The sequence below is a fragment of the Pandoraea nosoerga genome (assembly GCF_902459585.1).
Taxonomy (GTDB): Bacteria; Pseudomonadota; Gammaproteobacteria; order Burkholderiales; family Burkholderiaceae; genus Pandoraea; species Pandoraea nosoerga.
In genome coordinates this window covers 1-26,362 of sequence record NZ_CABPSC010000018.1, presented here as the reverse complement: position 1 = coordinate 26,362, position 26,362 = coordinate 1, and the positions used below count along the sequence as shown (strand labels likewise).

The following is a 26,362-nucleotide window of genomic DNA, read 5'->3' as shown; positions in this document are numbered from 1 at the left end:
CGCCGGCCCGCCGCCGTTGCGTGGGCGATGTCCGCGGCCCTGCCCTGGCCTGGCGCTTCCTGCTTCCCGGGCGCGCCGCCTTCCTCCATGCTTTCCCCGTGCCGCTCGCGGCACTGCTCGGCCGCCTCGGGCCGCACGTTATACTCTCCCCCGCGCTACAGCGATTTATGAAGGAAACACATGAAGTTGATCGGTGCCCTCGCCAGTCCCTACGTTCGCAAAGTCCGCATCGTGCTGGCGGAAAAAAAGCTCGACTACAAGCTCGAGCTGGAGAATGTCTGGGGCGACGACAGCCGCGTCCACGAGTCCAACCCGCTGGGCAAGGTGCCTTGCCTGGTGATGGAAGACGGCGAAGCGGTGTTCGACTCGCGCGTGATCTGCGAATACCTCGACACGCTCTCGCCCGTGGGCAAGCTGCTGCCGCCGTCCGGGCGCGAGCGCGCCGAAGTGCGCTGCTGGGAAGCGCTTGCCGACGGGCTGACGGACGCCGCCGTGCAGATTCGCGTCGAAACGATGTTCCATGACGAGGCGTCGCGCTCGCAACGGCTCATCGACCGGCAACTGCGCAAGATCACCGAGGGGCTGCGCGCCATGGAGCTCGGACTGGCCGAGCGTCAATGGTGCGCCGGCAATCGCCTGACGCTGGCCGACGTGGCCGTGACCTGCTCGCTGGGCTATCTCGACTTCCGTTTCCCGGAAGTGCCGTGGCGCGACGCGCATCCCAACCTGGCCCGTCACTTCGAGCGCATGTCCGCGCGCCCGTCCGTGGCCGACACCGTGCCGGTGGCCTGATCGGCGTCATCCGCCCTGACGAGGCGGCATCACGACGGCCGGCCGATCGCGATCGTCCATGCGCGCCGACGGGCTGCGCGTCATCCATTCCCCCAGACCCCGCAGCAGGCGCCAGGCGCGCTCGGCCGCCGCGTCTGCGGTGGCACGCGGCGACGGGGTGCGTGCGTCAGTCGGGTCCCGGTCCGGCTCCCGCGACGACCCCGCACCCGCACGGCTCGGGGCGACGGCCGCGCGCGCCGCGGACGCCCCGGCCTGAACGGCATGCGCGCCTTCGCCCGGCTCGCGCAGGATATCCGCGAGATCGCTGCCGGCAGGCGGCGGCCTCGTCGCGACGCCTGCGGCGGCTGCTCGCGCCCTGAGCGATTCGCGTCGAAGGGGGCGTTGTGCCGGCGACGCCTGCTCGCGACGCCATGCATCCTGATCGTGCGACGGGTCCGCATCGGCCAGACGCGAATATCCCGCCATCACTTTGCGCACGTAGTTCTGCGTCTCGGGGAATGGTGGAATCCGGCGGCCGTGTCGCAACACGGCCCCCTCGCCGGCGTTGTAGGCGGCGAGCGCAAGAACGAGTTCGCCGTCGAAACGCTCGAGCAGCCAGCGCAGGTACGCCGCGCCGGCGCGCAGGTTCTCCGCCGGGTCCTCGAGACGGCGCACGCCGAAGCGCGCACCGGTGCGCGGCAGCACCTGCATAAGACCGATGGCGCCGCGCGGCGACACCGCCAGCGGATCGTAGCCCGACTCGGTCTCGATGATGGCGTGAAGCAGGGCCGCCTCCAGCGACGCCGCACGAGCCGCGTGCCGGACGAGGGCATCAAAGGGCCGTGCATCAAAGGGCCGTGCTTGCGAAATCGACGAGGCCGCCGCGCTCGTGTCGGAGACGATTCGTTCCGGGACACGCGCCTGCGAAGCCGCCTCGGCGCGCGGGACGACGCGGGGCGCGGGCACCGCCAGCTGCGCGTCGGCAACGCGCGGGTGACGCGGCAGCAGTCCCGGTGTCGAAGCCGTTGCCGACAGCGACACCAGCCCCGCGCCAAGGGTCAACGTCCATGCCGCGAACCGGCCGGCCCGGCGCCGCGGCGCGGTCATGTCGCGCCTCCCGGTCCGGCGACGTTCCTTCCCGTTTGCGCCCCACCCTCACGTCGACCGCCTGGCGCGTCCGCCGCTGCGCCGTGCAGCGCGTCATCCGCGGCGCCGTCCACTTCGTAAGGCAGGTCGAGCGCGAGACGCAGAATCGCGGCCACGGCGTCGAACAGATCGGCGGGAATCGGCGCGTCGACTTCGACGTCGTCCATCAGTCGCCGCGCGACCGGAATGTGCTCGATCACCGGCACCCCTTCGCGCTGCGCGAGCTCGACGATACGCCGTGCGCGCGCATTGCGACCCTTCTCGATCACCAGCGGCACGGCAGTCTCTCCGGGCACGTAGCGCAGGCACACTGCAATACGCGTCGGATTGCGCACGACGGCCGTCGTGCGCCGGACGTTGTCCGACAGGCTGCCGCTCTCGATCGTCTCCCGGTGAATGTCGCGACGCTTGTTCTTGATTTCGCGGTTGCCCTCGACTTCCTTGAGCTCGCGCTTGATCTCCTCGTGAGACATCATCAGTTGCTTGCGCAGTTGATACTTCTGGTACGCGTAATCGAGGCCGCCGAACACCACGTAGGCCGCCACGAGCGCCGCCATCAGCCAGAACAGCAGGCGCGCGGTGAGCGCCAGCCCGCACGAGGGTCCGCACATCGGCAACACCGCGAGCGACGGCGTGTACTGCCGCACGAGATAGAAGAACACCACGCCGAGCACCGCCACCTTCATGAGTGATTTGCCGAACTCGAAGAGCGACTGCATCGAGAACAGTTGCTTCGCCTTGGCGACGGGATCGATGCGCTCGTATTTCGGACGGAGCACGTCGGGCGCCACCAGCGCGCCGATCTGCAGAATCACGACGAGCCAGGTCGTGACGACCAGCAGCAGCGCGAGTCCGCCCGCGAAGCGCAGAAACAGCAGCAGCGAAGGGGCCAGCATGCCGCGCACCGCCTCGTCGACCGGCTCGCGCAGCACGAGCAGCATGCGCGCGACGAGCGCCTCGAGCGCGGCATACAGCGCGGGCCCCTCGAACACCAGCCATGCCAGCACCGCGCCGAGCTGCACGCATACGCTGAGATCGGCGCTCTTGGCGACGCGCCCCTTCTTGCGCTGGTCCTGGATCTTCTTGGGTGTGGGCGGCTGGTTCCTTTCGCTCATGTCAGCCTCACGGTGCCGGCAACGCCAGTGCCTGCCACGCGCGAAACATCTCGGGCAGCCGATACCAACTGGCCAGTGGCACGCCGATCGCGAACGGCAGACTCGCGACCGTCACGAGCAGCGCCATGGCGCTCTTGACGGGCATCGCGAGAAAGAACACGTTGAGCTGCTGCGCCGCGCGGTTGACGAAGCCCATCGCCAGGTCGACGAGCACCATCACCACGATCGCCGGCAGGGCGACGGCCAGGCACATGAGCTGCATTGCCTGCCACAACGACAACAGCCAGGCCGCGCTGTCGTCGCTCCAATGCCAGGCCGCGCCGACGGGCAGCGCGGTGTACGAGTCGTACAGCGCACCGAGCAACGCATGCGCGGCCGGGGTGATGAAGAACAGCACGCACAGCATTTGCGTGAGCGCGATGCCAAAGACCGAGGATTGCGCGCCCATGAGCGGGTTGAGCACGCTTGCCATTGACGCGCCCCGCAGGGTGTCGATCACGTAACCGGTCATGTCCATCGCCCAGAACGGCAGCGCGGCGGCGAACCCGAGCAGCCCGCCCACCCCCAGCTCGCGCAGGACCAGCATGGCCCAGCCGGTCCATTGCGCCGGCATCTCGGGTGCGGCATGGACGAGCGGCACCGCCGGCAGCGCCAACGCGAGCACCAGGGCGTTGCGCAACAGGCCCGCCCCCAGCATGCCCACGGAGAACACCGGCAGCAGCATGGCAATGCCCAGCGGGCGCAGCATCGCCACGCCCCAGGCGAGCGCCCAGTCATGGAGCCCGGTCCAGACGGGCGGGAGCAGCGCATCGGCGGCGGGCGCCAGGCCCGAGAGCAGCGTGGGAGTCATTGGCGCTCACCGCATCCGGCTGATCTGTTCGAACGCGCCGCCCGCATAGTTGAGCAGGACATGGCCCATCCACGCGTAGGTTGCAGCGAGCGTGACCGATACGGCGACGAGCTTGATGAGAAACTGCACGGTCTGGTCCTGCACCTGCGTGAGCGCCTGCACGAGCGAGACGAGCACGCCGACGACGGCGGCCACCACGACCGTGGGCAGCGACATCAGCAGCGTGAGCCACAGCATTTCGCTGGTGAGCTTGACGACGATGGCTTCACTCATGCACACACTCCCGAAGCCGTCATGCGTAGGAGAGCATGAGCTGACGCACCAGTTGCTCCCAGCCGTTCATCATCACGAAGATCAACAGCTTGAACGGCAACGCGATGGTCATGGGCGAGACCATCATCATTCCCATCGCGAGCAGGATGTTCGAGATCACCAGATCGATCACGACGAATGGCAGGTACAGCAGCAGGCCGATCCTGAACGCCTCGGCGAGCTGGCTGAGCGCAAACGCGGGCATGAGCACGAGCAGCGAATCGGCGCCCAGGCGCCCGCGATGCGCCTCCGGCCACGTCTGGCCGGCGATACCAGCGAAGAACTCGCGCTGTCGCACGTCACTGTGGCGCGAGAGAAAGGCACGGTAAGGCGCGAGCACGGCGGCGTCGACGTCGGCCACGAAAGTGGGCGAGGACATCGCGACGGGGCGACGCGCGAGATTCGTTTCGATATCGAAGGCGACGGGCGCCATGATGAAGCAGGTAAGCACGAGCGACAGGCCGTAGATGGCGATGTTCGGGGGAATCTGCTGCGTACCGAGCGCGTTGCGCAGCAGCGCGAACACCACGGCAAGCTTCAGGAATGCAGTGCCCAGCACCACCAGCAGCGGCATGATCGACAGCAGCGAGAGCACAACGACAAGCTGCACCGGGTGGTCGAGCAGGGACATGCGGACTCCAATGGGCGTCGTGGGCGGGCGGCGCGGCAAACGACGTCGACAAGACGGCACAAGCGAGGGGCCTGCGAAGGAATGCCGCGACACCGTGCCGGCGGTGTGTCGGGCGTCGGGCGATGTTAGGAATGCCGCGCGCGCATGCCCATCCGGTCACCACCCGAGATTGCGGAGAGCACGGCGACTTGCGTACCCACATCGGGTCAGGGGCGGATTTCCGTGGCTTCGGTGGCTTCGGTGGCTTCGGTGGCTTGGGCGGCTTGGGCGGCTTGGGCGGCTTCGGCAGCGTTGGCCGCGTCGGTGGGCTCGTCGCCCGCCGCGGCGAGCGCGCCATGCGCGGCGCCGAGGCGTGCGGCCCATGCGCCGCAGCCAAAGCGCAATAAGCGCGCCGCGGCCCACGGCATGCCATCTCGCCACAACACGACGTGCGAGGTGGACAACGTATGGACCTCGGAGACGGGCGGCCGGGCGTCGACGCGTCCGGCGCGCCAGGCCATCAGCAGGGGGACAGGAAAAGGCCGCTCCCCGATGACGGCGATCAGGCGGGTCATGGAAGACGCGGGCGGTGCGGCGTTCGGTCGATCGGCGCGGGCGGGGCCGATGTCGGGAGGACCGTCGATAGGGTCGCTGCCGTTGATGGGAGGGATGGGGTCGATGGGGGCGAGCACGACGCTTCGCCCAAGCGGCGCAGCGTCGCGGATCGCAATCGCGAAGTCGCCGTCCAGCAGCCATGCTTCGCCATGCTCGACGTCCGCGGCCACGTCCAGCAGCACGGCATCGCCTTCGCGCAACGCATCGCATTGCCGGCTCGCGAGCGTCGTCCATCCCGCAGCGAGTGTGCAGCGGCGCTGCGGGAGCCCTGCCGGATCGAGCGGTGCGTCGCTCTGGCGCGCCGCCTGACAGCGTGTGGACAGCCACGACGTTGCGCCGTCGAGATAGCTCAGCGCCAACCGGCGGCCGTCGCGCTCGAGGACCATGCCGACGCGCCACGCCGCCGCCGCCCAGCCCGGCGCCACGTTCGTCACGTGCGGCCATGTGGCGAGAGCCGCGGCGCTCGCCACGGGGTCGCCATCACCGCCATCACCGCCATCACCGCCACCGTCCTCATCATCGCCATCGCCGGCAATGGCGGGAGCCAGGGTCAGCGACGCGGCAATCTCCGCCCAGTCCGACGCAAGTGCCTCGTGCAGCGGCACCGGCAAGCGCGGCGCGAGCCAATCGTGCCATTGCTGCGCGTCGCACCAGAAACGCACCGGGGCCATGACGCCGTCATCGACGCGGGCGCTCACCACGAGGCCCTCGCCGCCCGAGCGAAGCCACCCGACGCTTACGTCGATGTCCTGCACCGCGAACGCGACGCAGCCCGAAGCCCCCGTCAGCACACCGTCGAGCGGCCCCGCGGCGATCGGCAACGCCCCCGGCTCAAGGTACATATCGCGCCTGCACTTCGACGGTCACCGCCAATCCGAGGCGCGACGTCAGCGCGCGTGACAGTTCTCCACGATGCGCGAGCAGCCGCCGGTACAGCGCCAGGCGCACGCAGATCAGCGAGACGGTGATGCCCAGCCGCCCTCGCCGCGCTTCCACGACCAGACCGTCGAGCGCCCCGCCGTGCACCGCGACGCGCAGCGAACTCACGCCCTCCCAATTCTCGCTTTGGCGCTCGCGCCACACGCGCAGCCACCGCAGCACGTCGACAGGGCCGCTCACCCGCACCACCCGCTCGCGCGCCAACGTGAACGGGCGTTCGTCGGACTCGTCGCGATACCCCGAGCGGCGGGCCCCGGCGTCGTGATGCGACTTCACCCGTTCGCCGGACAGGCCGGCGAAAGGATCGGCGGAAACGGCACTGCGTGGGACGGTACTCATGGTGTGCTCCTCATGGTGACGAAGGGGTGCTGCATCGGGGGCGCGCCAGCCGTCGCGCGACTTGCAAGGCGCGGGCGGCCAGAGAGCGTGCGGCATGGCGTCAACGCCGTTGCGCGAGCAACGCGCGCAACTTCTCCTGCTTGCGCGCGTTGGCATACAGCCGTTCGCGCTGCTCCTGCAATTGCGCCTGCGCCTGCTGCCACTGCGCGTGCGCTGCCTGTGCTCGCGCACGGGCATGCGCGAGCGCTGCGCGCGCCTGCTCGACCTCGCGTGAGACCTGCGCCGCCTCCCGCCGCGCGTACACGCCGCCGCGCGCCAGGGCTTGCTGCCAGACCTCGCGCAGCCGGGCGTGCTCGCGCTCGCTGGCCGCGAGTGCGTCGCCGGCCTCGCGCGCGGCTGCCGTCAGACGCGCCAGGGCGGCCCGCAGACCGGCTTCGCGCCGCGCCGCCAGCGACGTTAGTGACACGAGTGACGTTAGCGATGCTGGAGACGTCAGCGCGAGGGCGCCGTCCCGATCGCTCATGCCACCAGTTGCGCGAGCCAGTCGCGCGTATCGTCGAAGGGCGCCACTTCGCCTTGCGGCTGGCACAGGAACGCACGGATGTCGGGCGCGCGCGCCAGGGCGTCGTCGGTCTCGGGATCGTTGCCCGGCTGGTATTCACCCACGCGCACGAGCAACTCGACCTCGGCGGCCAGCACCAGCGCGCGCCGCACTCGCGCCGCGCACTCGACGTGCTCGGCGTCCGCGACCTGCGTCATCACGCGCGACAGGCTCCTCGATACGTCGATGGGCGGATAGTGGCTCTCCTGCGCCAGACGCCGCGACAACACGATGTGCCCGTCGACAATCGAGCGCACTTCGTCGGCCAGCGGCTCGTCGAGGTTATCGCCCTCGACCAGCACGGTATAGAACGCGGTAATGCTGCCGACGGCGCCGGTGCCCGCGCGCTCCAGCAGCCGCGGCAAGCGCGCGTAGAAGCTGGGCGGCAGCCCGCTTGTCGCGCCGAGCGGCTCGCCCGCGGCCATGCCGATGTCGCGAACGGCGCGCCCGAAGCGGGTGAGCGAATCCATCAGCAGCAGCACGTCCTTGCCCTCGTCGCGGAACGCCTCGGCGATCGCCGTCGCCGTGTACGCCGCCTTCATGCGCTCCAGCGCGGGACGGTCCGACGTGGCGACAACGCACACGGTGCGTGCCCTCGCCTCGGGCGCGAGGGAGTGCTCAAGAAACTCGCGCACCTCGCGGCCGCGCTCGCCGATGAGCGCGAGTACGATGACGTCGGCCTGCGCGCCCTGGCACATCATCGCGAGCAGGGTGCTCTTGCCGCCGCCCGCCGCCGCGAAGATGCCCAGACGCTGCCCTCTGCCGCAGGTGAGCATGCCGTCGATGGCGCGCACGCCGACGGGCAGCGGCGTGGTGACGGGTGCGCGTACCATCGCCGGCGGGGGCGGCGCGTCGAGGGCGCGCCACGCCGCATCGGGCGTAGCGGCGACGGTGTCGCGCGCGTGCTCGCCGCCTGTCGTCCCGGACGCGAGCGGCCTGCCGAGCCCGTCGAGCACGCGGCCGACCAGATGGGGGCCGACCGCTACGCGCGACGCCGTGCCCAGCGCCTGCACCAGCGTTCCGCTGGCCACGCCGTTCGGCTGCGCATACGGCGCGAGCCATACGTGACGTCCCTCCACCGCGATGACCTCGGCGTCGAGCGCGGGCGAGAGCACCCGGCACTGCTCGCCGAGCGCGGCGCCGGGCAGTCGCGCCCGCATGGCATTCGGCGTGATCTTGTCGATGCGTCCGTAGCGCGCCGGCTGCGCGGATTCGCGTTGCCAGGCTTCGCACGCGCCGCGGCGGGAGTCCAGCGTCCGTGCGAGCGCGTGGGCGATGCGGGTCTCGTCGGGCCGGCGCATGTCAGTAGGCGGCCTGCAGGTCGATGGTGCCGAGCACGCGCAGATGCGGCTCGTCGGCCACTTCCTGGAATGACAGCACCGGCAGGTCGGCGCGCTCGCGCTCGATCAGCTTGCGCAAGAAGCGCCGCACGTCCATCGCGGTAAACAGCACGGCGGGCGTGCCGTCGTGTGCGAGCCATGCCGCGTCGATCGCGTTGAGGATGGCGTCCGTCTGTGCGGGGTTGAGATCGGCGTAGGAGCCCGACGACGTCTGACGCACCGCTGCCCGCACCGTGTCCTCGATGCCGCGCCCTACGTTCCACCCGGCGATGTGCGCCATGCCGCGCCGGAAGCGGCGCGTGATATGGCGGCGCAGGCTGAGGCGCACGTACTCGGTGAGCATGATCTGGTCGCGCTCCTTGGGCGCCCACTCGATCAGTGCCTCGAAAACGCGTCGCAGATCGCGGATCGACACGCCCTCCGCCACCAGCCGCTGCAGAACCTCGGCCGTGCGGCTGATCGGCAACTGCCGCTGCAACTCCTTGACGAGTTCGCCATAGCGGTCTTCCATGGCGTCCATCAGGAAACGCGCTTCCTGCACGCCCAGGAAGTCGGCGGCATGCGCGTCGATAACCAGCGAGACGCAGTGCGCAACGCGCTCGGCCCCCTCGATCACCGTCCCGCCAAGCGCGCGCCACTCCTTAGCCTGCGGGCCATTGAGCCAGAACAATGTCTGTCCGCCAAACGGCAGCGGCATCTCGCGCGGAGCCCCGGCCGAGAGCGCGCGCAGCGCGGGCAGCGGGTGCGCCGCGTCGTGACGCGCCAACGCCTCGAGCGGCGCGACGTCGATGGACATCACGCTTTCGTGGTACAGCGCGATATCCAGCCGGTGCTCGCCCAGCGTCTTGTCGACGACGATTTCCGCTTGCGGCATCGGCACGCCAAACTGCTCGAACTTCCGGCTGCGCAGGGCATCGACGCACGCCGCAAGCGCCGTCGGCCCGCCGCACGCCTGCGCGAGCGCTTCGCTCACGCGGGCCTGCAACGGCTGCGCCCCTGGGCGCCCCTCCAGGGATTTGGCGGATCCGGCGGTCGTCGCGCTCTCGCCCGTGGCCCCGTCGTCGCCGGCCTTCGTGCCCGCCTCGCGCGCGAGCCGCGCGACCCACCACGCCGCGCCGCCCGCCAGTGCACCGAGCAAGGCGAAGTAATGCATCGGGAAGCCGGGAATCAGTCCGAAGAGCAGAAGCACCACGGCGGCAAGCATGAGCGAGCGCGGCTGGGCGGCCAACTGATCGGTCAGTTCGCGCGCCAGGTTGCGGCGCTGCTCGCCGGGCACGCGCGTTACGATGATGCCGGCCGTCACGGAGATGAGCAGCGCGGGAATTTGCGACACGAGACCGTCGCCAATCGAGAGAATGGCGTAGATGGCGGCCGCGTCGCCCGCGCTCATGCCGTGCATGAAGACCCCCACGCCAATGCCGCCGAGCAGGTTCACCACGATGATCACGAGCCCCGCAATGGCGTCGCCCTTGACGAATTTCATCGCGCCGTCCATTGCGCCGTAGAACCGACTCTCTTTCTGCACCGTGCGACGCAGCCGCCGGGCTTCGGCCGCGTCGATCGCCCCCGCGCGCAGGTCCCCGTCGATGCTCATCTGCTTGCCGGGCATGCCGTCGAGCGAGAAGCGCGCCCCCACCTCGGCCACCCGTTCCGAGCCCTTGGTGATCACGATGAAGTTGACGACGGTGATGATGAGAAACACGATCATTCCCACCACGATGTTGCCGCCGGCCGCGAAGTCGCCGAACGTGTAGACGATGTCTCCCGCATCGGCGCGCAGCAGAATCAGCCGGCTGGTGCTGATGGTGAGGCCGAGCCGGAACAGCGTGGTCATGAGCAGCACGGAAGGGAACGCCGAGAAGTCGAGCGGCTCGTTGATGTAGAGGGCGACCATGAGCAGCAGCAGCGACACGCCGAGATTGAGCGCGATGAGCAGATCCATCACCGACGGCGGCATCGGGATGATGATCATCAGCACTGTCACGAGCAGCAGGCTCGCCAGCACGATGTCCTGGCGCCCCGCGGCGATGCGCAGCCATGTCAGCGGGCGGCTCACGCCCAGGCCTCCGACGTCTCGCGCTGTCGTCGCGCGTCGATGTGCTCGAGCACACGGCGCATGCGCGTCACGCAGGCCAGCCAATCGGTGGCCTGGGCGTTACCGCTCGCGGGCGGCGTGGCGATCAGCATGGGACGGCCCTGCGCCACGCAGGCCCGCACCGGAATGCCGGGACTCCACTCCGGCACGCAGACCTGCAACATGTGCAAGAGCCAGCGGTACGCGCCCGGGCCGGGGCGGCGCAGCTTCATGACGAGCGTCACGCCGTCCGTGCCGGCGTCGATCATCAACACGCACGAGACGCCCAGCGCAAGGCGCATGCGCGGCGCCACCCGCTGCGCGGGCAGCGCCAGCAGTTCGAACAAATGCTCCAGTTTGCGTTGCGTCTGAGTGTCCATCGACGGGCGCCGCGCCGGCTTGGAGCCGGCGGTGCGGGAGAGGAGACAAAAAGTAGCGGCGATGGTCACCCAGGCATGCGCCGCGCGCCTATCCGGCGCGGACCTGAGTTTTCGCAACCGGCGCGCGTGCGCCGCCGCCGCGGTGCCGGGACATGTCACATCATCATGCCGAGCCGGTGCGCCCAGTTCACGACGTCCGCCACGTTGTGCGCGTCGAGCTTGCGCATCATGTTCAGGCGATGCGTCTCGACCGTCTTCACGCTGATCGATAGCACCTGGGCGATGTCCCGGTTGCGTTGCCCTTCGGCCACGAGCTTGAGCACTTGCCGCTCGCGCAGCGTCAGCGACTGTTCGGGGGTCTCGACGTCGCACGCGCGTGTCGCGCGAGGCGTGTGCGGCTTGCGCACCGTCTCGAGCGCGCCGCCGAAGACGGCCGGATCGACGAAACGGTGGCCGCGCATGACCTGTTGGGCGGCGTGAACGAGCGTTCGGCGCGGGCTGCTCTTGAGCACGAACGCGCGAGCACCTGCGTCGAGCGACTGCCGCGCGCGCTCGCTGTCGTCGCTGGCCGAGTTCACGAGAATGCGCAGGTCAGGCCAGCGCTGCATGCATTGATGAATCACATCGACGCCGTCCATGCCGGGCAGGCCCAGATCCAGCAGCATCAACGCAGGACGATGGACCTGGCAGGCCCGGTACACGTCGAGACCGTTGGCAACCCTGGTGAGGACTCGCCAGCCGAGATCGCACTCGACCAGCCGGCACAGGCCGTCCGCGAGCAGTTCGTGATCCTCGACGACGATGACACCGACGCACCCCGTCATTCGTATCTCCTCGATAGTTAGTAGTTCAAATCCATAGGGATTCTTGATCACTCTCTTTCGAAATTTGTCCAGGCGGCCGATTCTTGTGCCATCGCCCCGCGCCCGGTGTAGGAAAACTCGGGAAAGTGGCGTCGCACGACGTCAGTTCAGGTCAGGGCCCGATGGCGTGACGTAACGTTCGCCGGATAATTTCCGTCTTCACCGCGACGCCCCGTCGACGTGTCGGCGCGGGCGGATTTCGAAAACGCATGTTTTCCCGGCGCCCCGGTGCCGCCTCCTTCCGATACTTATGCGTTTGCCATTTGCGCTTGCCGCACTCGACTGGATTTCCCCGCGAGACGTACAAGGCGCCCGCATCGCGCTCGAGCTCGACGGCCAGCCGGGCTGGACGTGCCCGGCCGGCGACGGCTTCTGCGTGGCAACGGCAGTGCCGTGGCCGGGCGCACTCATCACTGCGCACGGGGCTTGCCCGCGCCCCCTCGGCACGCGCGCGCTCGATGCGGCACTGCGCGACGACACGCCGCTCTCGCGTTGGCTGATGCACCTCGCGCTCGTGCTGGCAGCCTCGCACGAGCTGCGTGACGACAGCCTGTGCATTGCGAGCGACACCGTCTGGTGGCTGCATCGATTCGACGCCAAAGCGCCCGTTGCGTGCGTAGAGGCGCAACTTCGCCGTCAGTTGCTGGCATGTGCGATGCTCGCCTCACGGGACGCACGCCCGGCGGCGCCGAACGCAGCCCCGCCGCGAATCCACGGCAGCGCGCGACTGCCGGATGCGCGACGTTGCTGATCGTGTCAGCGCTGCGCTCGCGCCGGATCGCTTCACTGCTCGCCGCGCCCGTGCTGCGCGCGACGGGTGCGGCGATCGCCGCCGTTGCGGCGATGCCGGCGGTGTCGGCAGCCGCGACGGCGCCGACCCCATCGAACGCACTGGCCGCAACCATGGCGTCGAGCGCAACGAATGCGGCGAACCCAACGAATGCGGCGAACGTACCCTCCGCGTCCCCCGGTGCGAACCCTGTGTGGCGCGGCGGCCCGTTCGTCTTCCAGAGCGCGGGCACACCGCTTGCGGAGCTGCTGCGCGACTTCGGCGCGCATCATGGCATTCCGACGGTCGTCAGCGCACGGGTCGACGACCGCTTCATCGGCACACTGCCGCCGGGCGCCGCGCAGACCACGCTCGACGCGCTTTCGGAACGTTATCGGCTTTCGTGGTACTTCAACGGCCAGACGCTGAACATCTATAAGGCCAGCGAAGCGACCCGGCGCGTCGTGCCGTTGCGCTACGCGCCGCCCGACGATCTGCTCGCGCACCTGCGCGGGGCCGGCGTCCTCCATGCGAGACACTGTGTAGCACGGGCGATTCCGGCAACCCGTGCGCTGGAGATCGCGGGCGTGCCGGCGTGCATCGACACCGTGACGATGCTCGCCCGATACGTCGAGCGCGACGCCCGCGAACAGCAAGAGAGCGAAGAGACCATCAAGATATTTCCCCTGAAATTCGCGACCGCCGACGACACAAGGTACTTTTATCGCGGGCAGGAGGTCGTCGTGCCAGGCGTTGTCAGCGTACTCAAGGACCTGATCCTCGGCGCCGGCCCACTGGTCGCCACCGCGGCGAGCGCGTCTGTCGACGGCAGCGAGGCCGACTCGGCCGCCGCCGTCGCGACGGCCGCTCGCGCCGGCACGCCGCGCTTTTCGGCGGACCCTCGCCGCAATGCGGTCATCGTGCGCGAGCGCCGCCGCAACCTGCCGATCTACGGCGACCTGATCGCGCAGCTCGACGTGCGGCCGCGTCTGGTCGACATTTCGGTGGCCATCATCGACGTGAACGCAAGCGACATCGCCGAGCTGGGCGTGGATCTTTCCGGCAGCGCGCGGCTCGGCGGCTTCGGCAGCGTCGCCCTCAACGGACCGACGCAGGAGGGCGAATCGGGCACGTTCACCACGGTGATCGGCGACACCAACAGGTTCATGCTCAATCTGAACGCGCTGGAGCGCAATTCGAAGGCGCGGGTGCTGTCGCGGCCATCGATCGTCACGCTCGACAACATGCAGGCCGTGCTCGATCGCAGTGTCACGTTCTACACGAAGGTTGCCGGCGAAAAGGTGGCCAAACTGGAGAGCGTGACGACGGGATCATTGCTGCGCGTCACGCCGCGGCTCGTCCCCGGCGAAGAGAAAGGGCGCGAGCAGGTGATGCTCACGCTCAACATCGAAGACGGCGGCGAGGCGCGCACTGAACGCGCCTCGCGCAGTGAGGTGCCGTCGATCCGCAACTCGTCGATCGCCACGCACGCCACGTTGCAGGCCGGGCAGAGTCTGCTGCTCGGCGGCTTCGTGCAGGACGCGCAGCACGAACACGAACGCAAGATCCCTCTGCTCGGCGACCTGCCGTTCATCGGCCGGCTGTTCAGTTCCACGAGCCATCGCAACGACAGCGTGATGCGGCTGTTTCTTATCAAGGCGGAGCCGGCCGCCGGCCTGCCGGGTGCGTGATCATGCTGACGCTGACGTTGCTAGAAGGCCCCCTCGCGGGACGCCCGCTGCCGATGCCGCCCGGGACATTCACGCTTGGCGACGGCGACTCGGACATCGCCGTGGCGCTCGAAAATGGCGTGCGCATTGCGTTGCACGTGGACGCACAGGGCGTAGCGCTGACCGGTGAGCCGCCCGTGTGGATCGACGGACGCGCGCTGTGCCTCGCGAACGAGCCGACCGGTTTGGAAGCCAGCGCCGAAGCGGAGGTCTGCCCACCCCCGGCGCATCGGCTCCCGCTCCACACCCCCATCGACCTCGCCGGACTCGGCGTCTGGTTCAGCGACGGCAGCAAACCGCTGCCCGTGCCGCTGCCGCGCCGCCCGGCGCGCCAGCCGGAAGCGTCGCAAACGTCATCGCCCTCGCCACGCGGCACCGCCGCGAGCCCCCACGGGCCGGCGCCCGAGCGCGGAAAAAGACGCAGGCGGCAACGCTCCCGCGCCGCGTGGATCGCCATCTCGTGTCTCACGCTGATGATCGCCTCGGCGGGTGTGGCGGTCTGGCGCACCGGCACAGCCAACGTCATCTCGGTCCCGCCGCAACCCGACAGCCTGAGGCTCCTGGCCGCCCGGATCGCTCCGGGCGCCACGCTTCGCATCGCCGGCGACGTCGTGCATCTGGGCGGCGGGTGCTTCGACGAGAGCGTGCTCGCCCGTCTGCGTGCCGAAGCACGCTGGCTCGGCAAGGCGCTCAACGATGAGACGTGGTGCCCCCAGCATGCCGCGCAATCGGCCGCCACACTGCTGCGGCTGCACGGCTATGGCGCAGCGCAGGTGAGCGTGGCCTCGGACGGCGCTGTCGTCGTCGGCGGCGTGTTGGTGGCCGACGCGCGCTGGCGTGCGGTATCCGACGCGCTGGACGCGCTGGCGCTCCCGCATGGCTGGCGCGTGGCCGACGGCACATCGCACGGCTTCGACGCGCTGGTCCGGACGTTGCGCGACGCCCGCCAACTGCATGGCATCGACATCTCGCGCGATCGCCACGGCTGGCGCCTCACCGGCGCGATGACGGCGGGCCGGCAAGCGTCGCTCAAAGGCATCGCCGACGCGTGGAGCGCTGCGGCGCGGGGCCTGCCCGTGCGCATCGAACCGTTGCCGCCGCCGATCCCGACGCTTGCCGAAACGGGCTTTTCCGCGCCGCTGGTCAGTATCGGCGGCGCGCCCGACTCGCCGCAGCTCACGCTCGCCGACGGCACGCGCCTCGCCCGGGGTGTTCGTCTGCCCGGCGGCACGCGCGTGGTCGAGATCCATCCCGACGGGGTCTCGATCGGCGCGCACGACCGGCTCTTTTACCTGCCATTGACCCCGGAGATTCGCCATGACGACCCGTCTGACGCACCTTGAAGACCGGCTCGCCGCGTCCCCCGACACCGTCGCCCGGGAGCTCGGCGCCCGCCTGGACGCGGCCGACGCGTCGTTGCAGCGCGCGTTGCGAAGGCCCCTCGCGCCGGCGCAGCATGCCGCGCTGATCGCGCAATCCCAGGCGCTGCGGGCGGCGCGCACGATCCTCATGCGCATGGCGAACCGCTACGGCACGTCTTATGGCGCGTCGTCAAAGCGTTCCGGGTAATGCGCGTGCGCGGAAGCGACAACCGGGCTCAGACGACGAAAGCCCCGCTTCGCCGGCCATGGCAAGCTTGCGTGTCTTGCCTCGCACGCATCGTCGTCCCAGTCTTCGTCTGCCTCGCCGGATGGCCTACACGCGGGACACAGTACCGACTTCCTCCACGCTTGCACCCACATCATGCCAAGTCACGACCTAGCTCAAACTCTTGTCGAAGCGCTGAAGTTGATCGGCTGCGATCCGAGCCGGATCGACGCCGTCGACAATCATTCCCCCATCGAACTGACGTTTACGGCCTCGCCGACGATCGTCGTCGAGACGCTCGAGAACCGGGCGTGCGGCATCCACGCGGTCGTGGCGAGTGACGAAGCCGCACGCCTGCACCGCGCCAACAGCGAACGCCTGCTTCAGTTTCTCATCGAGCCCGCGGACTGGGCTGTCACGGGCCACGTTCAGTTGCGCGAGCGCGGCAACCAACTCGTATTGCACGCCCAGATGAAGGAGGAGACGACGGCCGATCCCGAGCCTTTCGCCGTGGCACTCACCGATTTCTACGATCGCATCAAGATCTGTCAGGAACACCTGCGCGCCTGAGTCGCAACGGCGACGTCCATTCTTGCGCATGCGCCGTGCCCCGATGTGGGCCGATGTGAGCCGATGTGCACCGGCGCCGGCCCGTTCCTGCTCCCGCCCCCCGCCCCCCCGCCCCCCGAACCTCCGACCTCAAGCGTTTCCGTCCTCGCGTCGCGCGAGCGCGTGCATCTCGCCCCGGGCTCATGCGCCCACCGCCCCGCACTCCTCCGCCAGCCCCGAGCGCCATTCGTCCAGCGCTTCACTGATCGCCTCCCGTTGTGTCTCGTCGCGAAAGCACCCCTCGTGCGCTGATTGCACCAGCCACGTCAGTTCGCGGGCATACGCATAGCGCGCTCCTGCCGACGGAATGCCCAGATGTGCCGCGCGCTGCACCAGCCATTCGACGCCAACCCAAGGTTGATCCAGCAGCGTCAGCACCTCGACGATCATCTTGTCCGCATCGCAAGCGCGCCATCCTGCGGCATGGACCGCATGTGCGGATTGCGCGCAGCATGACTCCAGCGTGAGAAACAGCACCACACGCCGAACGTCGTCGATCACAGCCGCAAGACGCGCCATGTCGGCGTCGGCGCGCTGCGCGCCCAGCTCGAGGCCCAATGCCTGCAGCAGCGCTCGCAGGCGAGCTCGTCGTTCCGGAAGCCGGCGACACTGGTCGAACCATTGCGCGAGGGACCGTTGCGTCGTGCGCGCCTGGCGAAACAGCGTCCTGAGCTGCTGCAACAATTGAGGACTGACCGCCCCTGCGCCGCCACACTCCAGCGCGGCGAACGCCTCGATCGCCCAGTCCTCGCCCGCCGTCAGCGTCTCCAGGGTTTGATTGAGACGCTTGCGCGCGCCGGCGTCGAGCCCGTCTGGCGCGTCTTGCGCAAGCCACGCCGCGACGATCAACGCCGCATGCCCGGCCGACAGTCCCGCCTGCCGGAGCAGTTGCAGCGGATCGGGAACGAACGGCAGGTCGCGCATCTGTTCGCGCAGCGTTTCGAATTGCACGCCGCTCACGCGCGCGAGCCGATAGATCTGCTGTTCAAAGAGCGCACGCGCGCGGTCCTTGTCGTCGCGCACGCTGTGCTCGCCGCCGCGGCGGAATCGAACGCCAAGCGCAAAGCCGAGATTCTCCTGCGACTCGGCAACAGCCGCTTCCTCGCTCTGCGCGATCGCCGCCTCGATCAGGGCGAGATGGCCGCCCGGCGCCACGCACGACGCGCTTGCGCTCGCGCGTGACGATGGCGCGCCGTCACCGTCGAGCCCCTCCCATTCGTCATCCGGAGCGCGCGCCGGCGCGGTATTCTCCCGCGGCGCCGCGCCGACACTCCCCAGTGCGCCGGATCCCGGCAGACGGTCAACCATTGGCGACCTCCAGACTCGGACCGTTACGCTGCAGGCGCTCGACGACGGCGGCCAGATCGGCCTCCAGATCGAGGCACACGGTGACCCATTCGCTCTCGAGGCGTGCCTGATGCCCGGCGAGGGTCTCGTCGGGCTCGCAGGCGAGGACGATGTCGGCGCCTCGCAACGCCGTGGCAACGGCCTCCCTCTGCGCCGGCGGCACGCGCAGGACGAGCGCCCCTTCGCGCACGAGCGAGGGCAACGCGCGCGCTACGCGCTGTGCGATGCGCGCGCCGACATCCTGCGACTCGACGAAGTTCGTCAGCGCCTGCGTCAGCGTCTGTGCAATGCGGCGCTCGAGCGAGCACACGATCTTGCGCTCGAGCAGCGCCTCGTCGACGAGCCAGTCGACGGCTTGCATCACCGCCGCCTGGCGAGCGGCTTGCGCGTTCGCCGCGGCTTCCCGCCGGGCAAGCTCACGCGCCTGGGCCAATGTGGTTTCGCGCAGCGTTCGCGCATTGCGCTCCGCCCGGGCCCGCGTTTCGAGCGCGCTGTCGCGTTCGGCCCGCGCTTGCTCCAGCCATGCGGTGCGCTGGCGCGTCTCGTCGCGCAGGCGCACCAGTGCCTCGCGCAAAACGACTGGCCCCGCCGGAGCGGGGCCGTCCATCCGCTCGATGGCGGTCAAGGCAAAGTCGACGACATACATAACATCTTCTCCAACGCGGCGAAGCGTTGCCAGATTCCGTCAACGTCCGCCTGTGCGACGCTCGCGCGCGCCGCAACAGGCGCCGGCGGCAACAGAATGCGCGCGGCAGCCCCTACGGTGGCGACATCGTCACGCGACGCAGCGGCAGCAGCGTCCAGGCACGCTCCCGCGGTCGCCAACGCTTCAGCGACCAGCGCCTCCGGAACAACCGACGAGCGCGCCGGCCACTCGCTGCGCGTGAGCAGCAGACGATCGCATTGCCAGGCATCCAGCCACGGCGACAGCGCCCGTCGGAAGCTGCCAAGCAGCAGGTAGTCCGGGCAGCCCAGCACGCGCAGACCGTAAGCCAGCGCAACGCGGCGAAGGCCGGGCACGAGGCGCAGCATCGCGCGCGCCGCGTCGCTGTGCGGCGGCACGCAGCAAGGCGCCCGCGCCGAGGACGGCCAGCCGCGCCGCGCGACCAACATCGCGTCGATGCGGGGCCGGCACGCCGGATGGCGGCGATAGGCGTCGCGCCACGGCGCCATCTCGAAGGTGCGCCACCAACCCTCGTCCATGCACGCGCCGGGCTGCCAGATCAGCCGGCCGAGCCTGGTGAGCCCGGCGCCCGTCGTTTGCCTCATGGCGTGTCGTCCGTGCGCCGCCCCCGCCGCAGCACACGCGTGAGCCACGCGCCGCGCCGGTGCAGGATTACGGCGCCGCCGCCCAGCAGCGCCGCGGCGGCGCCGGTCAGCGCCACCCACGACCAGCCGTCCATAACGAAGCGCCGGCCTTGCCGCGCCTGTTGCGCATCGAGCGCCGCGCGCGGCAGACGATAGTCGGCAGGCTGAAGCACGATGCTGATGCGCTCTGGCGTCACGCCCGGCACGCTGTCATGCACGAGGCTGCGGATATCGGTCATGCGCTGCGTCATGTTGATCTCCGGGCTGTACTTCAGGAACACCGCGACGCCCGGCGGCAGCGTCGCCCGTCCCGCCGAATCGGTCGGAACCTGCGCGATCGACACTTCCGCGGCCATCACGCCGTCGAGCGACGCGAGCATGCGCTCCAGTCGCTGCTCCTTGAGGAACGCCAGCTTCGCCTGCTCCTGCACGGGTGAACTGACGAGCTGCCCGGCGGGAAAAACGTCGGCCACCGAGGCGCGCTTTTCTCGCGGCAATCCGTGCTGGCGAAGCACCTCCACGCCGCGCACGAAATCGCCCCGCTCGATGCGCACCGTCACGCCATTCGCATCGGCGCGCTTGTCGGCCTGCAGCCCGGAGACGAGCAGGAGCGCCAGCATCTGATTCGCTTCCGTCTCACTGAGCGATCGGTGCAGTTCCACCTTGCAGCCCGCGAGCGTCAACGTCAGCACGACGGCGAGAAACCGTCGCACCAGTCTTTGCGGCGCACCGCGCACGCCGTGCCGCGCACGCGCCGTCGCCCGCAGCGGGCAGGCGCGGGTCGTCATTGCATGTGCACCAGCTTGTTGATGCCCTGTGTGCTCGCACCCGCGACCTTCGCGACGAACTCGAGCGCCAGCACCCGCTCGGTCAGATGGCGCTGCATGGCGAGCAGGTGCACGGGATCGCCCACGGCGCTGTCGTCGGCCGTCACGCGCTGCACGATATGTTGGGAATGGCCCGCGAGCTTTCCCGCCGCGCTCAGCAGATGATGTTCGGGCAGCGCCGGTGCACTCGCCAGCGCATGCCCGAAACGGGCGGCGTCCGTCGGCCCCGGGGGCGCAGCCTTGGGGGCCGGAACGGCGGGCGCCGCTGTGGCGGCAGCGTGTACGGCAACGTAGGAAGCGGAAGCAATCGTCATGATGGAGACCGGGGAGAGAAGAACAAGGGGGACGATGGAGACAATGGAGACGATGAGAACGAGGAAGGCGAGGCGGCGGGAGAGACGGCGGAAGCGGCGACGGAAGCGGCGACGGAAGCCGCGGCGGAAGAGACGAAGGAGCCGTTCGCGTCGACCTGGGCCGGCGCCGCCTCGGCAAGCCACCGGGCGAGCACCGCGACGCTCGGCGTCAAGCGCCCGTCTGCGGCCTCGAAGCGCGCGAGGCAGGCCCGTGCCGCCTGCGTGTCGCCGAGCGCGATGAGCAGCGCGGCGTGCAGCCACTCGCGCGTCTCGCGCTCGGGTACCAATGCGGGGAGCGCGTCCAGAATCGTGCGCGCCTCGCCGTGCATGCCGTGCTGCGCGCCGGCGAACGCCAGTTCCACCACGGTCTGCCGCGTGACGGCGTCCAGGGACGGCTCGGGCGCCGTCGTGCCAATGCCCCGCACGCGCTTCATGCGATCTTCCCGATGATTCCCATCACCGTGTCCTTGATGAGCTTGATGGACGCGCTGTGCAGCCCGACCATCGTCGAGAATTGCTGCAGCTTGAACTGCACCTCGAGCATATGGCGCGGATCGTTGGCTTCGCCCGAGCGAAGCGCCTGTGTGGCCTCGTCGGACATGCGCCGCACGCCCTCGGACATGCCGCGATGCACTTCTTCGACGTTCATTGCACACCTCCATCGGCCGCGACCCCGTGGCCGCCCACGAGGTCGGCGCGCATCGCGGCGTAGGCATCGGCGCGCGGCATCGCTATCCTTCGCCCGCCGCGCTGCGGCGGCGTGCCGAGCCGGATTTCCGTCGGCGCGCAATCGAAGCGCTTGCGGAACGTATCGGTGAAATGGGCGTGATTGGTGAAGCCGCACTCGAGCGCGATGTCGAGCACCTTGTGGCGAGTGGAGAGCAGCAAATCGCGCGCGAGTCGCAGCCGCCGCTCCAGCAACCACTGCTTCGCGGGCATGCCGTAGGTCTGCTGGAACAGATAGCGAAACTTGCGCAGCGGCATGCCGAACTCCTCGGCAAGACGCCCCACCGGCCACGGACGATGAAAGTTCGCTTCGACGAAGTCGAACAGCGAGTGGCTGCCCGCAATGCTCTGCCGCAGCATGGCCGAGTAATACCGCTGATCGCGGCACAGGCAGTAGACGTAGAAGAAGCGAAGCATCGCCATGCGATCGACCTGCTGCAGCGTCATGGCGACGTCGACCATGGTGGGCTCGAGGATGAGCGTGCGCGCCGCCTGCCGGTGAAAGACGCCGAGCGGGCGGCGGTCGAGCAGATCGACCACGTCCGGGTACAGCGCCTGCAGATCGCAGGCATGGAAGTCGTGCGACACCACGGGGCCCGCGCATTCGACCGTGGCGTCCGGACTGGTCGCGGTCATGCTTCCGGCTGGCAGCGTTTGCACAAGGCCGTTCACTTTCAGCTTGATGTCGTAGCGGCTGATCAGAAATCGCACTGTACTCATAGGCTCCTCCTCTCACGACAATCCGTCGGCGGGATGACAAAGTCGAAGGCCACAAGATAGGCGAGCACGCTCGCGAGCATCATCGGGTGGACACCTTAATGTGAGGCGCGTCCCCGCGAGGTTTTGGTTTTTGGGAGAAAAGCTATCGCGAAAATAAAAAACCCGACGCAACGACGCGTCGGGTTCGGGGCGGTGATGGCCCGGCAGTGCGCCGCTCAGGCGAGCGCGGCGGGCGAAAAGCTGTCGGCGCGCGCCATCGGCCAGTACTTTTCGTAGAGCTGATAGCGGAATTGCCCGCGCAGCAAATCGCCCGGCTCCAGATACTTGAGCGATTCGGACATGAGACGAATCTCATTGGACGACACGCGTTTGACGATGTGATGGGCGCGCAACTCCGAAGGATGCGACAGCCCGGCCGCCTGAATCAGCTCCTGCAACGCGTGCAGCGTATGTGCGTGGAACTGCTGGACACGTTGCGCCTTGTCCGGCACGACGAGCGCGCGCTGACGCAGCGGATCCTGCGTGGCCACCCCGGTCGGACAACGATCGGTATGGCACTTCTGCGACTGGATGCAGCCGATCGCGAACATGAAACCGCGCGCCGAGTTGCACCAGTCCGCGCCAATGGCGAGCGTGCGCGCAATGTCGAACGCCGTGATGATCTTGCCCGACGCCCCGATGCGAATTCTCTCGCGCAGGCCCGCGCCGACGAGCGTGTTGTGCACGAGCAGCAGCCCTTCCTGCAGCGGTGCGCCCACGTGATCGGTGAACTCCAGCGGCGCGGCGCCGGTGCCGCCTTCCGAGCCGTCCACGACGATGAAATCGGGCAGGATGCCGCTCTCGAGCATGGCCTTGACAATGCCGAAGAACTCCCACGGATGGCCGATGCACAGCTTGAAGCCCGTTGGCTTGCCGCCCGACAGGTTGCGTAGCCGATCGACGAACTGGAGCAAGCCGAGCGGCGTGGAGAACTCGCTGTGACGCGACGGCGAGATGCAGTCCTGCCCCATCGGCACGCCGCGCGTGGCCGAAATCTCGGGGGTGATCTTCGCTGCGGGCAGCACGCCGCCATGGCCGGGCTTCGCGCCTTGCGAGAGCTTCACCTCGATCATCCTGACCTGCGGCGTGGTGGCCTGCGCCGCGAATTTCTCGGCGTTGAACGTGCCGTCGTCGTTACGGCAGCCGAAGTAGCCCGAGGCCACCTCCCAGATCAGGTCGCCGCCCTGCTCGCGATGATGCGCGGAGATGGAGCCCTCGCCCGTGTCGTGAATGAAGTTGCCGAGCTTGGCGCCGCGATTGAGCGCGCGGATCGCGTTGGCCGATAACGCACCGAAGCTCATCGCCGAAATATTGAAGATCGACGCGGAGTACGGCTGCGCGCGGTCCGGGCCGATGATGATGCGAAAGTCGTGGTCCTTGAGCACCGTCGGCGCGAGCGAATGCGCGATCCACTCGTAGCCGGTGGCCTTGACGTCGAGCTCCGTGCCGAACGGACGGCTGTCGACGTCTGCCTTCGCGCGCTGGTAGACGATACTGCGCTGCGCTCGCGAGAACGGCGTCTCGGAGGTGTCGTCCTCCACGAAATACTGGCGAATTTCCGGGCGGATGAATTCGAACAGAAACCGGAAGTGGCCCCACAGCGGATAATTGCGCAGCACGGCATGACGCTGCTGCACCACGTCCCACGCCCCGAGCGCTGCCAGCGCCGCGAACGGCAACGGCCAGAACGGGTGCCAACCGTCGAGAAGCACCAGCGCAAGCGTTGCGACGAGCAACGCCACGGCGAGCCAGAGAGCCAGGAATCGGCGCGAAAACATGGAACCTCCTTGCTTGTGGGGGGGACACGCGCCGGCACGCCGCCGGGTGTCCGCCCGGCAAGCGCCGGCGGCTTCAGTGCGTGTTAAGAATGGTGCGCTTGCCGGCAGCGCCCGTGCCGGCGGTCTTGCCGGCGTCCGGGACCTGCGCGGCCGTGGTCGAGGCGATGATGCCTCCGCCCAGGCAGATCTCGCCGTCGTAGAGCACGGCCGACTGCCCCGGCGTGACGGCCCACTGCGGCTCGGCGAACGACAGCGTGAGCGCCTGCGCGTCGGCGCGCGCGACCTCGCAGGCGGCGTCGGCCTGACGGTAGCGTGTCTTGGCGCCGACGCGCGCACCCGCGGCGGGCGGCTCGCCCGCGACCCAGGACAGGTCCTCGGCGTCGAGCGCGGCCGAGAGCAGCCACGGGTGGTCGTGCCCCTGGACCACGTACAGCGTGTTGCTGGCCATGTCCTTGCGCGCGACGAACCACGGCTCGCCGGAGCCCTCGCGGCTGCCGCCCAGACCAATGCCCTTGCGCTGGCCCAGCGTGTAGAACGCGAGCCCGACGTGCTCGCCCACGACGGCGCCATCGGGCGTCTTCATCGGCCCCGGACTGGTGGGCAGATAGCGATTGAGGAAGTCGCGAAACGGCCGCTCGCCGATGAAGCAGATCCCCGTCGAGTCCTTCTTCTTCGCGTTCGGCAAGCCGATCTGTGCGGCGATCTCGCGCACCCTGGTCTTCGGAATCTCGCCGAGCGGGAACATGGTGCGCGACAGTTGCTTCTGGTTCAGGCGATGCAGGAAGTAGCTCTGATCCTTGGTGTGGTCGAACGCCTTGAGCAGTTCGAACCGTCCGTCGCGTTCGCGCACGCGCGCGTAGTGACCGGTGGCGATCGTCTCGCCGCCGAGCGCCACGGCGTGGTCGAGGAATGCCTTGAACTTGATTTCCGCGTTGCACAGCACGTCCGGGTTTGGCGTGCGCCCGGCCGAATACTCGCGCAGGAACTCGGCGAACACGCGGTCCTTGTATTCGGCGGCGAAATTGACGGCTTCGACGTCGATGCCGATCAGATCGGCGACCGAAACCACGTCGATCCAGTCCTGCCGGGTCGAACAATATTCGCTGTCGTCATCGTCTTCCCAGTTCTTCATGAACAGGCCGACGACGTCGTAACCTTGCTGTTTGAGCAGCCATGCGGTGACCGACGAATCCACGCCGCCCGACATGCCCACCACTACGCGCTTTTGACTCATGTGTTGCCTTGCCCGCCGGCCAGTGCCGGATGGGTCTGAAGTATGGCGAGGTCGTACCGCACGCCCCGCAGGTAATCGTCCACGCACTGCTCGAGAATCGGCGAACGATGCCGTGCGCGCTGCGCGCGCATCTCCTGCGGCGTGAGCCACAGCGTGCCGACGATCCCCTCGTCGAGCGGCCGCGTCGGATCGTGCGCCCCCAGGGCGCCCGCGAAGGTGAAGCGCAGATACGCAATGTCCTCCGGGCCGGGCGCGAGGTAGATGCCCAGCAGATGCTGGGGCTCGAACGCATAACCGGTCTCTTCGAGGACTTCGCGACGCACGGCGGCAAGGATCGACTCGCCGCGCTCCAGATGTCCGGCGGGCTGGTTGATCAGCAGGCCCGCAGGCTTTCGCTCTTCGACAAACAGAAAACGGCCGTCCCGTTCGACGACCGCCGCTACCGTCACGTTGGGCTTCCAGCGTGCATTCATGGCACATCCTTGCGGGGTGCGGGACGGACGACGCCTCTGCGCCCCCCTCGCCGCCAACCGGGCGCGAAACCCGGACCTCACCCGATGGAAAAGCGCCATTTTACCGTCTGGCGGGCTTTGGCGCAGGAGACTGCGCCGATCCGTCGACCGACCGGCCGGTCGGTGTCTCGCATGCGCGTTCCCCTGGTTTCGGACATATCCATATGCGGTTTCGCGCAATAGGCGCGTTTGTCATCTTCGGGTAAGCTTCGACGAGCACCCGTCACGTGCAGCCAGCAGTCGCAGTACCCGCATCACCGGTTTATGCAGAAGTTCGTTTGCAGTGTTTTGTGCAGGACTCATGTCATCAGCGGCGAATCAGGTAGTGCGCCTTGCCCCCGGCAGCGTGAGGCTACGGCTCCTTGGCCGCTGACGAGATCAGTTCACAAACCCAAGGAGAGACGCAATGAGAATCGGCATTCCCGCCGAGACGCTTGCCGGCGAAACCCGTGTCGCGGCCACGCCCGAGACGGTGAAAAAGCTGGTCGCATCGGGACATCAGGTGGTGGTCGGGCGCGGCGCGGGAGACGCCGCCAGCGTTCCGGATACGGCTTTCGAGGCCGCGGGCGCATCGCTCGGCAGCGCGGGCGACGCCCTGGGCGCCGAACTGGTGCTCAAGGTGCGGGCGCCGTCGCCGGAAGAACTTGCCCAGATCCCGCGCGGCACGGTCGTGGTCGGCATGCTCAACCCGTTCGACGCGCAGAACAACGCCCGCATGGCCGCCGCCGGCATCATCGGTTTCGCTTTGGAAGCCGCACCGCGCACCACGCGTGCGCAGAGCATGGACGTGTTGTCCTCGCAGGCCAATATCGCGGGCTACAAGGCGGTGATGCTCGCCGCGAACCTCTACCAGCGCTTCATGCCGATG

At 68.8% G+C, this 26,362-nt stretch carries 30 protein-coding genes; 7 read left to right on the top strand and 23 right to left on the bottom strand.

Going from position 1 to position 26,362, the window contains the following annotated elements; translation table 11 throughout:
• Positions 1-180 precede the first annotated feature (180 nt).
• Positions 181-792, top strand: a complete 612-nt coding sequence (locus PNO31109_RS19440) for a glutathione S-transferase family protein (protein WP_150557097.1) — start codon at positions 181-183, stop codon at positions 790-792.
• A gap of 6 nt (positions 793-798) precedes the next feature.
• Here the strand turns inward: PNO31109_RS19440 and PNO31109_RS22240 are convergent, their stop codons facing one another.
• The 12 genes from PNO31109_RS22240 to PNO31109_RS19380 all read right to left on the bottom strand — a co-directional run bounded on the left by PNO31109_RS22240 (position 799) and on the right by PNO31109_RS19380 (position 11,916).
• Positions 799-1,878, bottom strand: a complete 1,080-nt coding sequence (locus PNO31109_RS22240) for a lytic transglycosylase domain-containing protein (protein ID WP_241014251.1) — start codon at positions 1,876-1,878, stop codon at positions 799-801.
• Positions 1,875-3,032: an EscU/YscU/HrcU family type III secretion system export apparatus switch protein gene (locus tag PNO31109_RS19430; RefSeq protein WP_150557096.1), complete on the bottom strand. Its 1,158-nt coding sequence runs from the start codon at positions 3,030-3,032 to the stop codon at positions 1,875-1,877. Before PNO31109_RS19430 ends, PNO31109_RS22240 begins: the two co-directional genes overlap by 4 nt.
• Positions 3,033-3,039: 7 nt before the next feature.
• The gene (gene sctT, locus PNO31109_RS19425; protein ID WP_150557095.1) at positions 3,040-3,882 is read right to left on the bottom strand and encodes a type III secretion system export apparatus subunit SctT; all 843 of its coding nucleotides are present in this window, start codon (positions 3,880-3,882) and stop codon (positions 3,040-3,042) included.
• Positions 3,883-3,888: 6 nt separating this feature from the next.
• Positions 3,889-4,155: a type III secretion system export apparatus subunit SctS gene (gene sctS / locus PNO31109_RS19420; protein WP_150557094.1), complete on the bottom strand. Its 267-nt coding sequence runs from the start codon at positions 4,153-4,155 to the stop codon at positions 3,889-3,891.
• Positions 4,156-4,174: 19 nt separating this feature from the next.
• Positions 4,175-4,825: a type III secretion system export apparatus subunit SctR gene (gene sctR / locus PNO31109_RS19415; RefSeq protein ID WP_150557093.1), complete on the bottom strand. Its 651-nt coding sequence runs from the start codon at positions 4,823-4,825 to the stop codon at positions 4,175-4,177.
• Between the two features lie 206 nt (positions 4,826-5,031).
• Positions 5,032-6,261 carry a type III secretion system protein SepQ gene (locus tag PNO31109_RS19410; protein ID WP_150557092.1) on the bottom strand — a complete coding sequence of 410 codons (1,230 nt, stop codon included), beginning with the start codon at positions 6,259-6,261 and terminating at the stop codon, positions 5,032-5,034.
• Positions 6,251-6,697, bottom strand: coding sequence for a hypothetical protein (locus PNO31109_RS19405; protein ID WP_150557091.1), 447 nt, complete (start codon positions 6,695-6,697; stop codon positions 6,251-6,253). The genes PNO31109_RS19410 and PNO31109_RS19405 overlap by 11 nt, the downstream gene beginning before the upstream one ends.
• 100 nt (positions 6,698-6,797) lie before the next feature.
• A complete protein-coding gene (locus PNO31109_RS19400; RefSeq protein WP_150557090.1) occupies positions 6,798-7,220 on the bottom strand; it encodes a hypothetical protein in 423 nt (140 codons plus the stop codon).
• Complete coding sequence (locus tag PNO31109_RS19395) at positions 7,217-8,599, bottom strand: FliI/YscN family ATPase (protein WP_150557089.1); 1,383 nt, start codon at positions 8,597-8,599, stop codon at positions 7,217-7,219. The genes PNO31109_RS19400 and PNO31109_RS19395 overlap by 4 nt, the downstream gene beginning before the upstream one ends.
• 1 nt (position 8,600) lies before the next feature.
• Positions 8,601-10,694, bottom strand: coding sequence for a type III secretion system export apparatus subunit SctV (sctV, locus tag PNO31109_RS19390; RefSeq protein WP_150557088.1), 2,094 nt, complete (start codon positions 10,692-10,694; stop codon positions 8,601-8,603).
• Entirely contained in the window at positions 10,691-11,092 is a 402-nt protein-coding gene (locus tag PNO31109_RS19385) for a hypothetical protein (protein WP_150557087.1), read from the bottom strand. The genes sctV and PNO31109_RS19385 overlap by 4 nt, the downstream gene beginning before the upstream one ends.
• 155 nt (positions 11,093-11,247) lie before the next feature.
• On the bottom strand, positions 11,248-11,916 hold the full coding sequence (locus tag PNO31109_RS19380; protein WP_150557086.1) for a two component system response regulator: 669 nt from the start codon (positions 11,914-11,916) through the stop codon (positions 11,248-11,250).
• 289 nt (positions 11,917-12,205) lie between these two features.
• Between PNO31109_RS19380 and PNO31109_RS19375 the strand changes: the two genes are divergently transcribed.
• From PNO31109_RS19375 to PNO31109_RS19355, 5 genes are all read left to right on the top strand, one after another.
• Positions 12,206-12,706: a hypothetical protein gene (locus PNO31109_RS19375; protein WP_150557085.1), complete on the top strand. Its 501-nt coding sequence runs from the start codon at positions 12,206-12,208 to the stop codon at positions 12,704-12,706.
• Between the two features lie 2 nt (positions 12,707-12,708).
• Positions 12,709-14,415, top strand: a complete 1,707-nt coding sequence (locus tag PNO31109_RS19370; RefSeq protein WP_244958212.1) for an EscC/YscC/HrcC family type III secretion system outer membrane ring protein — start codon at positions 12,709-12,711, stop codon at positions 14,413-14,415.
• A gap of 2 nt (positions 14,416-14,417) precedes the next feature.
• The gene (sctD, locus tag PNO31109_RS19365; RefSeq protein WP_150557084.1) at positions 14,418-15,797 is read left to right on the top strand and encodes a type III secretion system inner membrane ring subunit SctD; all 1,380 of its coding nucleotides are present in this window, start codon (positions 14,418-14,420) and stop codon (positions 15,795-15,797) included.
• Positions 15,772-16,023: an EscE/YscE/SsaE family type III secretion system needle protein co-chaperone gene (locus PNO31109_RS19360; protein WP_150557083.1), complete on the top strand. Its 252-nt coding sequence runs from the start codon at positions 15,772-15,774 to the stop codon at positions 16,021-16,023. Before sctD ends, PNO31109_RS19360 begins: the two co-directional genes overlap by 26 nt.
• A gap of 174 nt (positions 16,024-16,197) precedes the next feature.
• The gene (locus PNO31109_RS19355; protein WP_150557082.1) at positions 16,198-16,611 is read left to right on the top strand and encodes an InvB/SpaK family type III secretion system chaperone; all 414 of its coding nucleotides are present in this window, start codon (positions 16,198-16,200) and stop codon (positions 16,609-16,611) included.
• A 180-nt stretch (positions 16,612-16,791) separates the two neighbouring features.
• On the opposite strand, the gene PNO31109_RS19350 is transcribed toward PNO31109_RS19355, so the two are convergent.
• The 11 genes from PNO31109_RS19350 to PNO31109_RS19300 all read right to left on the bottom strand — a co-directional run bounded on the left by PNO31109_RS19350 (position 16,792) and on the right by PNO31109_RS19300 (position 25,455).
• Positions 16,792-17,958, bottom strand: a complete 1,167-nt coding sequence (locus PNO31109_RS19350; RefSeq protein ID WP_150557081.1) for a TyeA family type III secretion system gatekeeper subunit — start codon at positions 17,956-17,958, stop codon at positions 16,792-16,794.
• Positions 17,951-18,643, bottom strand: coding sequence for a hypothetical protein (locus PNO31109_RS19345; RefSeq protein ID WP_150557080.1), 693 nt, complete (start codon positions 18,641-18,643; stop codon positions 17,951-17,953). Before PNO31109_RS19345 ends, PNO31109_RS19350 begins: the two co-directional genes overlap by 8 nt.
• Entirely contained in the window at positions 18,619-19,266 is a 648-nt protein-coding gene (locus PNO31109_RS19340; protein ID WP_150557079.1) for a type III secretion system domain-containing protein, read from the bottom strand. The genes PNO31109_RS19345 and PNO31109_RS19340 overlap by 25 nt, the downstream gene beginning before the upstream one ends.
• Positions 19,263-20,093: a type III secretion system inner membrane ring lipoprotein SctJ gene (gene sctJ / locus PNO31109_RS19335; RefSeq protein ID WP_150557078.1), complete on the bottom strand. Its 831-nt coding sequence runs from the start codon at positions 20,091-20,093 to the stop codon at positions 19,263-19,265. The genes PNO31109_RS19340 and sctJ overlap by 4 nt, the downstream gene beginning before the upstream one ends.
• Positions 20,090-20,446 carry a type III secretion system inner rod subunit SctI gene (sctI, locus tag PNO31109_RS19330; protein ID WP_150557077.1) on the bottom strand — a complete coding sequence of 119 codons (357 nt, stop codon included), beginning with the start codon at positions 20,444-20,446 and terminating at the stop codon, positions 20,090-20,092. Before sctI ends, sctJ begins: the two co-directional genes overlap by 4 nt.
• Entirely contained in the window at positions 20,443-20,919 is a 477-nt protein-coding gene (locus PNO31109_RS19325; protein WP_150557076.1) for a DUF1039 domain-containing protein, read from the bottom strand. Before PNO31109_RS19325 ends, sctI begins: the two co-directional genes overlap by 4 nt.
• Entirely contained in the window at positions 20,916-21,134 is a 219-nt protein-coding gene (gene sctF / locus PNO31109_RS19320; RefSeq protein ID WP_150557075.1) for a type III secretion system needle filament subunit SctF, read from the bottom strand. The genes PNO31109_RS19325 and sctF overlap by 4 nt, the downstream gene beginning before the upstream one ends.
• Positions 21,131-21,931 carry a helix-turn-helix transcriptional regulator gene (locus PNO31109_RS19315; protein ID WP_150557074.1) on the bottom strand — a complete coding sequence of 267 codons (801 nt, stop codon included), beginning with the start codon at positions 21,929-21,931 and terminating at the stop codon, positions 21,131-21,133. The genes sctF and PNO31109_RS19315 overlap by 4 nt, the downstream gene beginning before the upstream one ends.
• 215 nt (positions 21,932-22,146) lie before the next feature.
• Complete coding sequence (locus tag PNO31109_RS19310; RefSeq protein ID WP_150557073.1) at positions 22,147-23,748, bottom strand: FMN-binding glutamate synthase family protein; 1,602 nt, start codon at positions 23,746-23,748, stop codon at positions 22,147-22,149.
• Positions 23,749-23,821: 73 nt separating this feature from the next.
• Positions 23,822-24,982 (bottom strand): tRNA 2-thiouridine(34) synthase MnmA, encoded by a 1,161-nt coding sequence (mnmA, locus tag PNO31109_RS19305; protein ID WP_174966477.1) that lies wholly within the window; start codon positions 24,980-24,982, stop codon positions 23,822-23,824.
• A complete protein-coding gene (locus PNO31109_RS19300; RefSeq protein WP_150557072.1) occupies positions 24,979-25,455 on the bottom strand; it encodes an NUDIX hydrolase in 477 nt (158 codons plus the stop codon). The genes mnmA and PNO31109_RS19300 overlap by 4 nt, the downstream gene beginning before the upstream one ends.
• 445 nt (positions 25,456-25,900) lie before the next feature.
• Here PNO31109_RS19300 and PNO31109_RS19295 point away from each other — a divergent pair.
• Positions 25,901-26,362: Rossmann-fold NAD(P)-binding domain-containing protein (locus tag PNO31109_RS19295; protein WP_503124987.1), on the top strand; the 462-nt coding region annotated here is incomplete at its 3' end.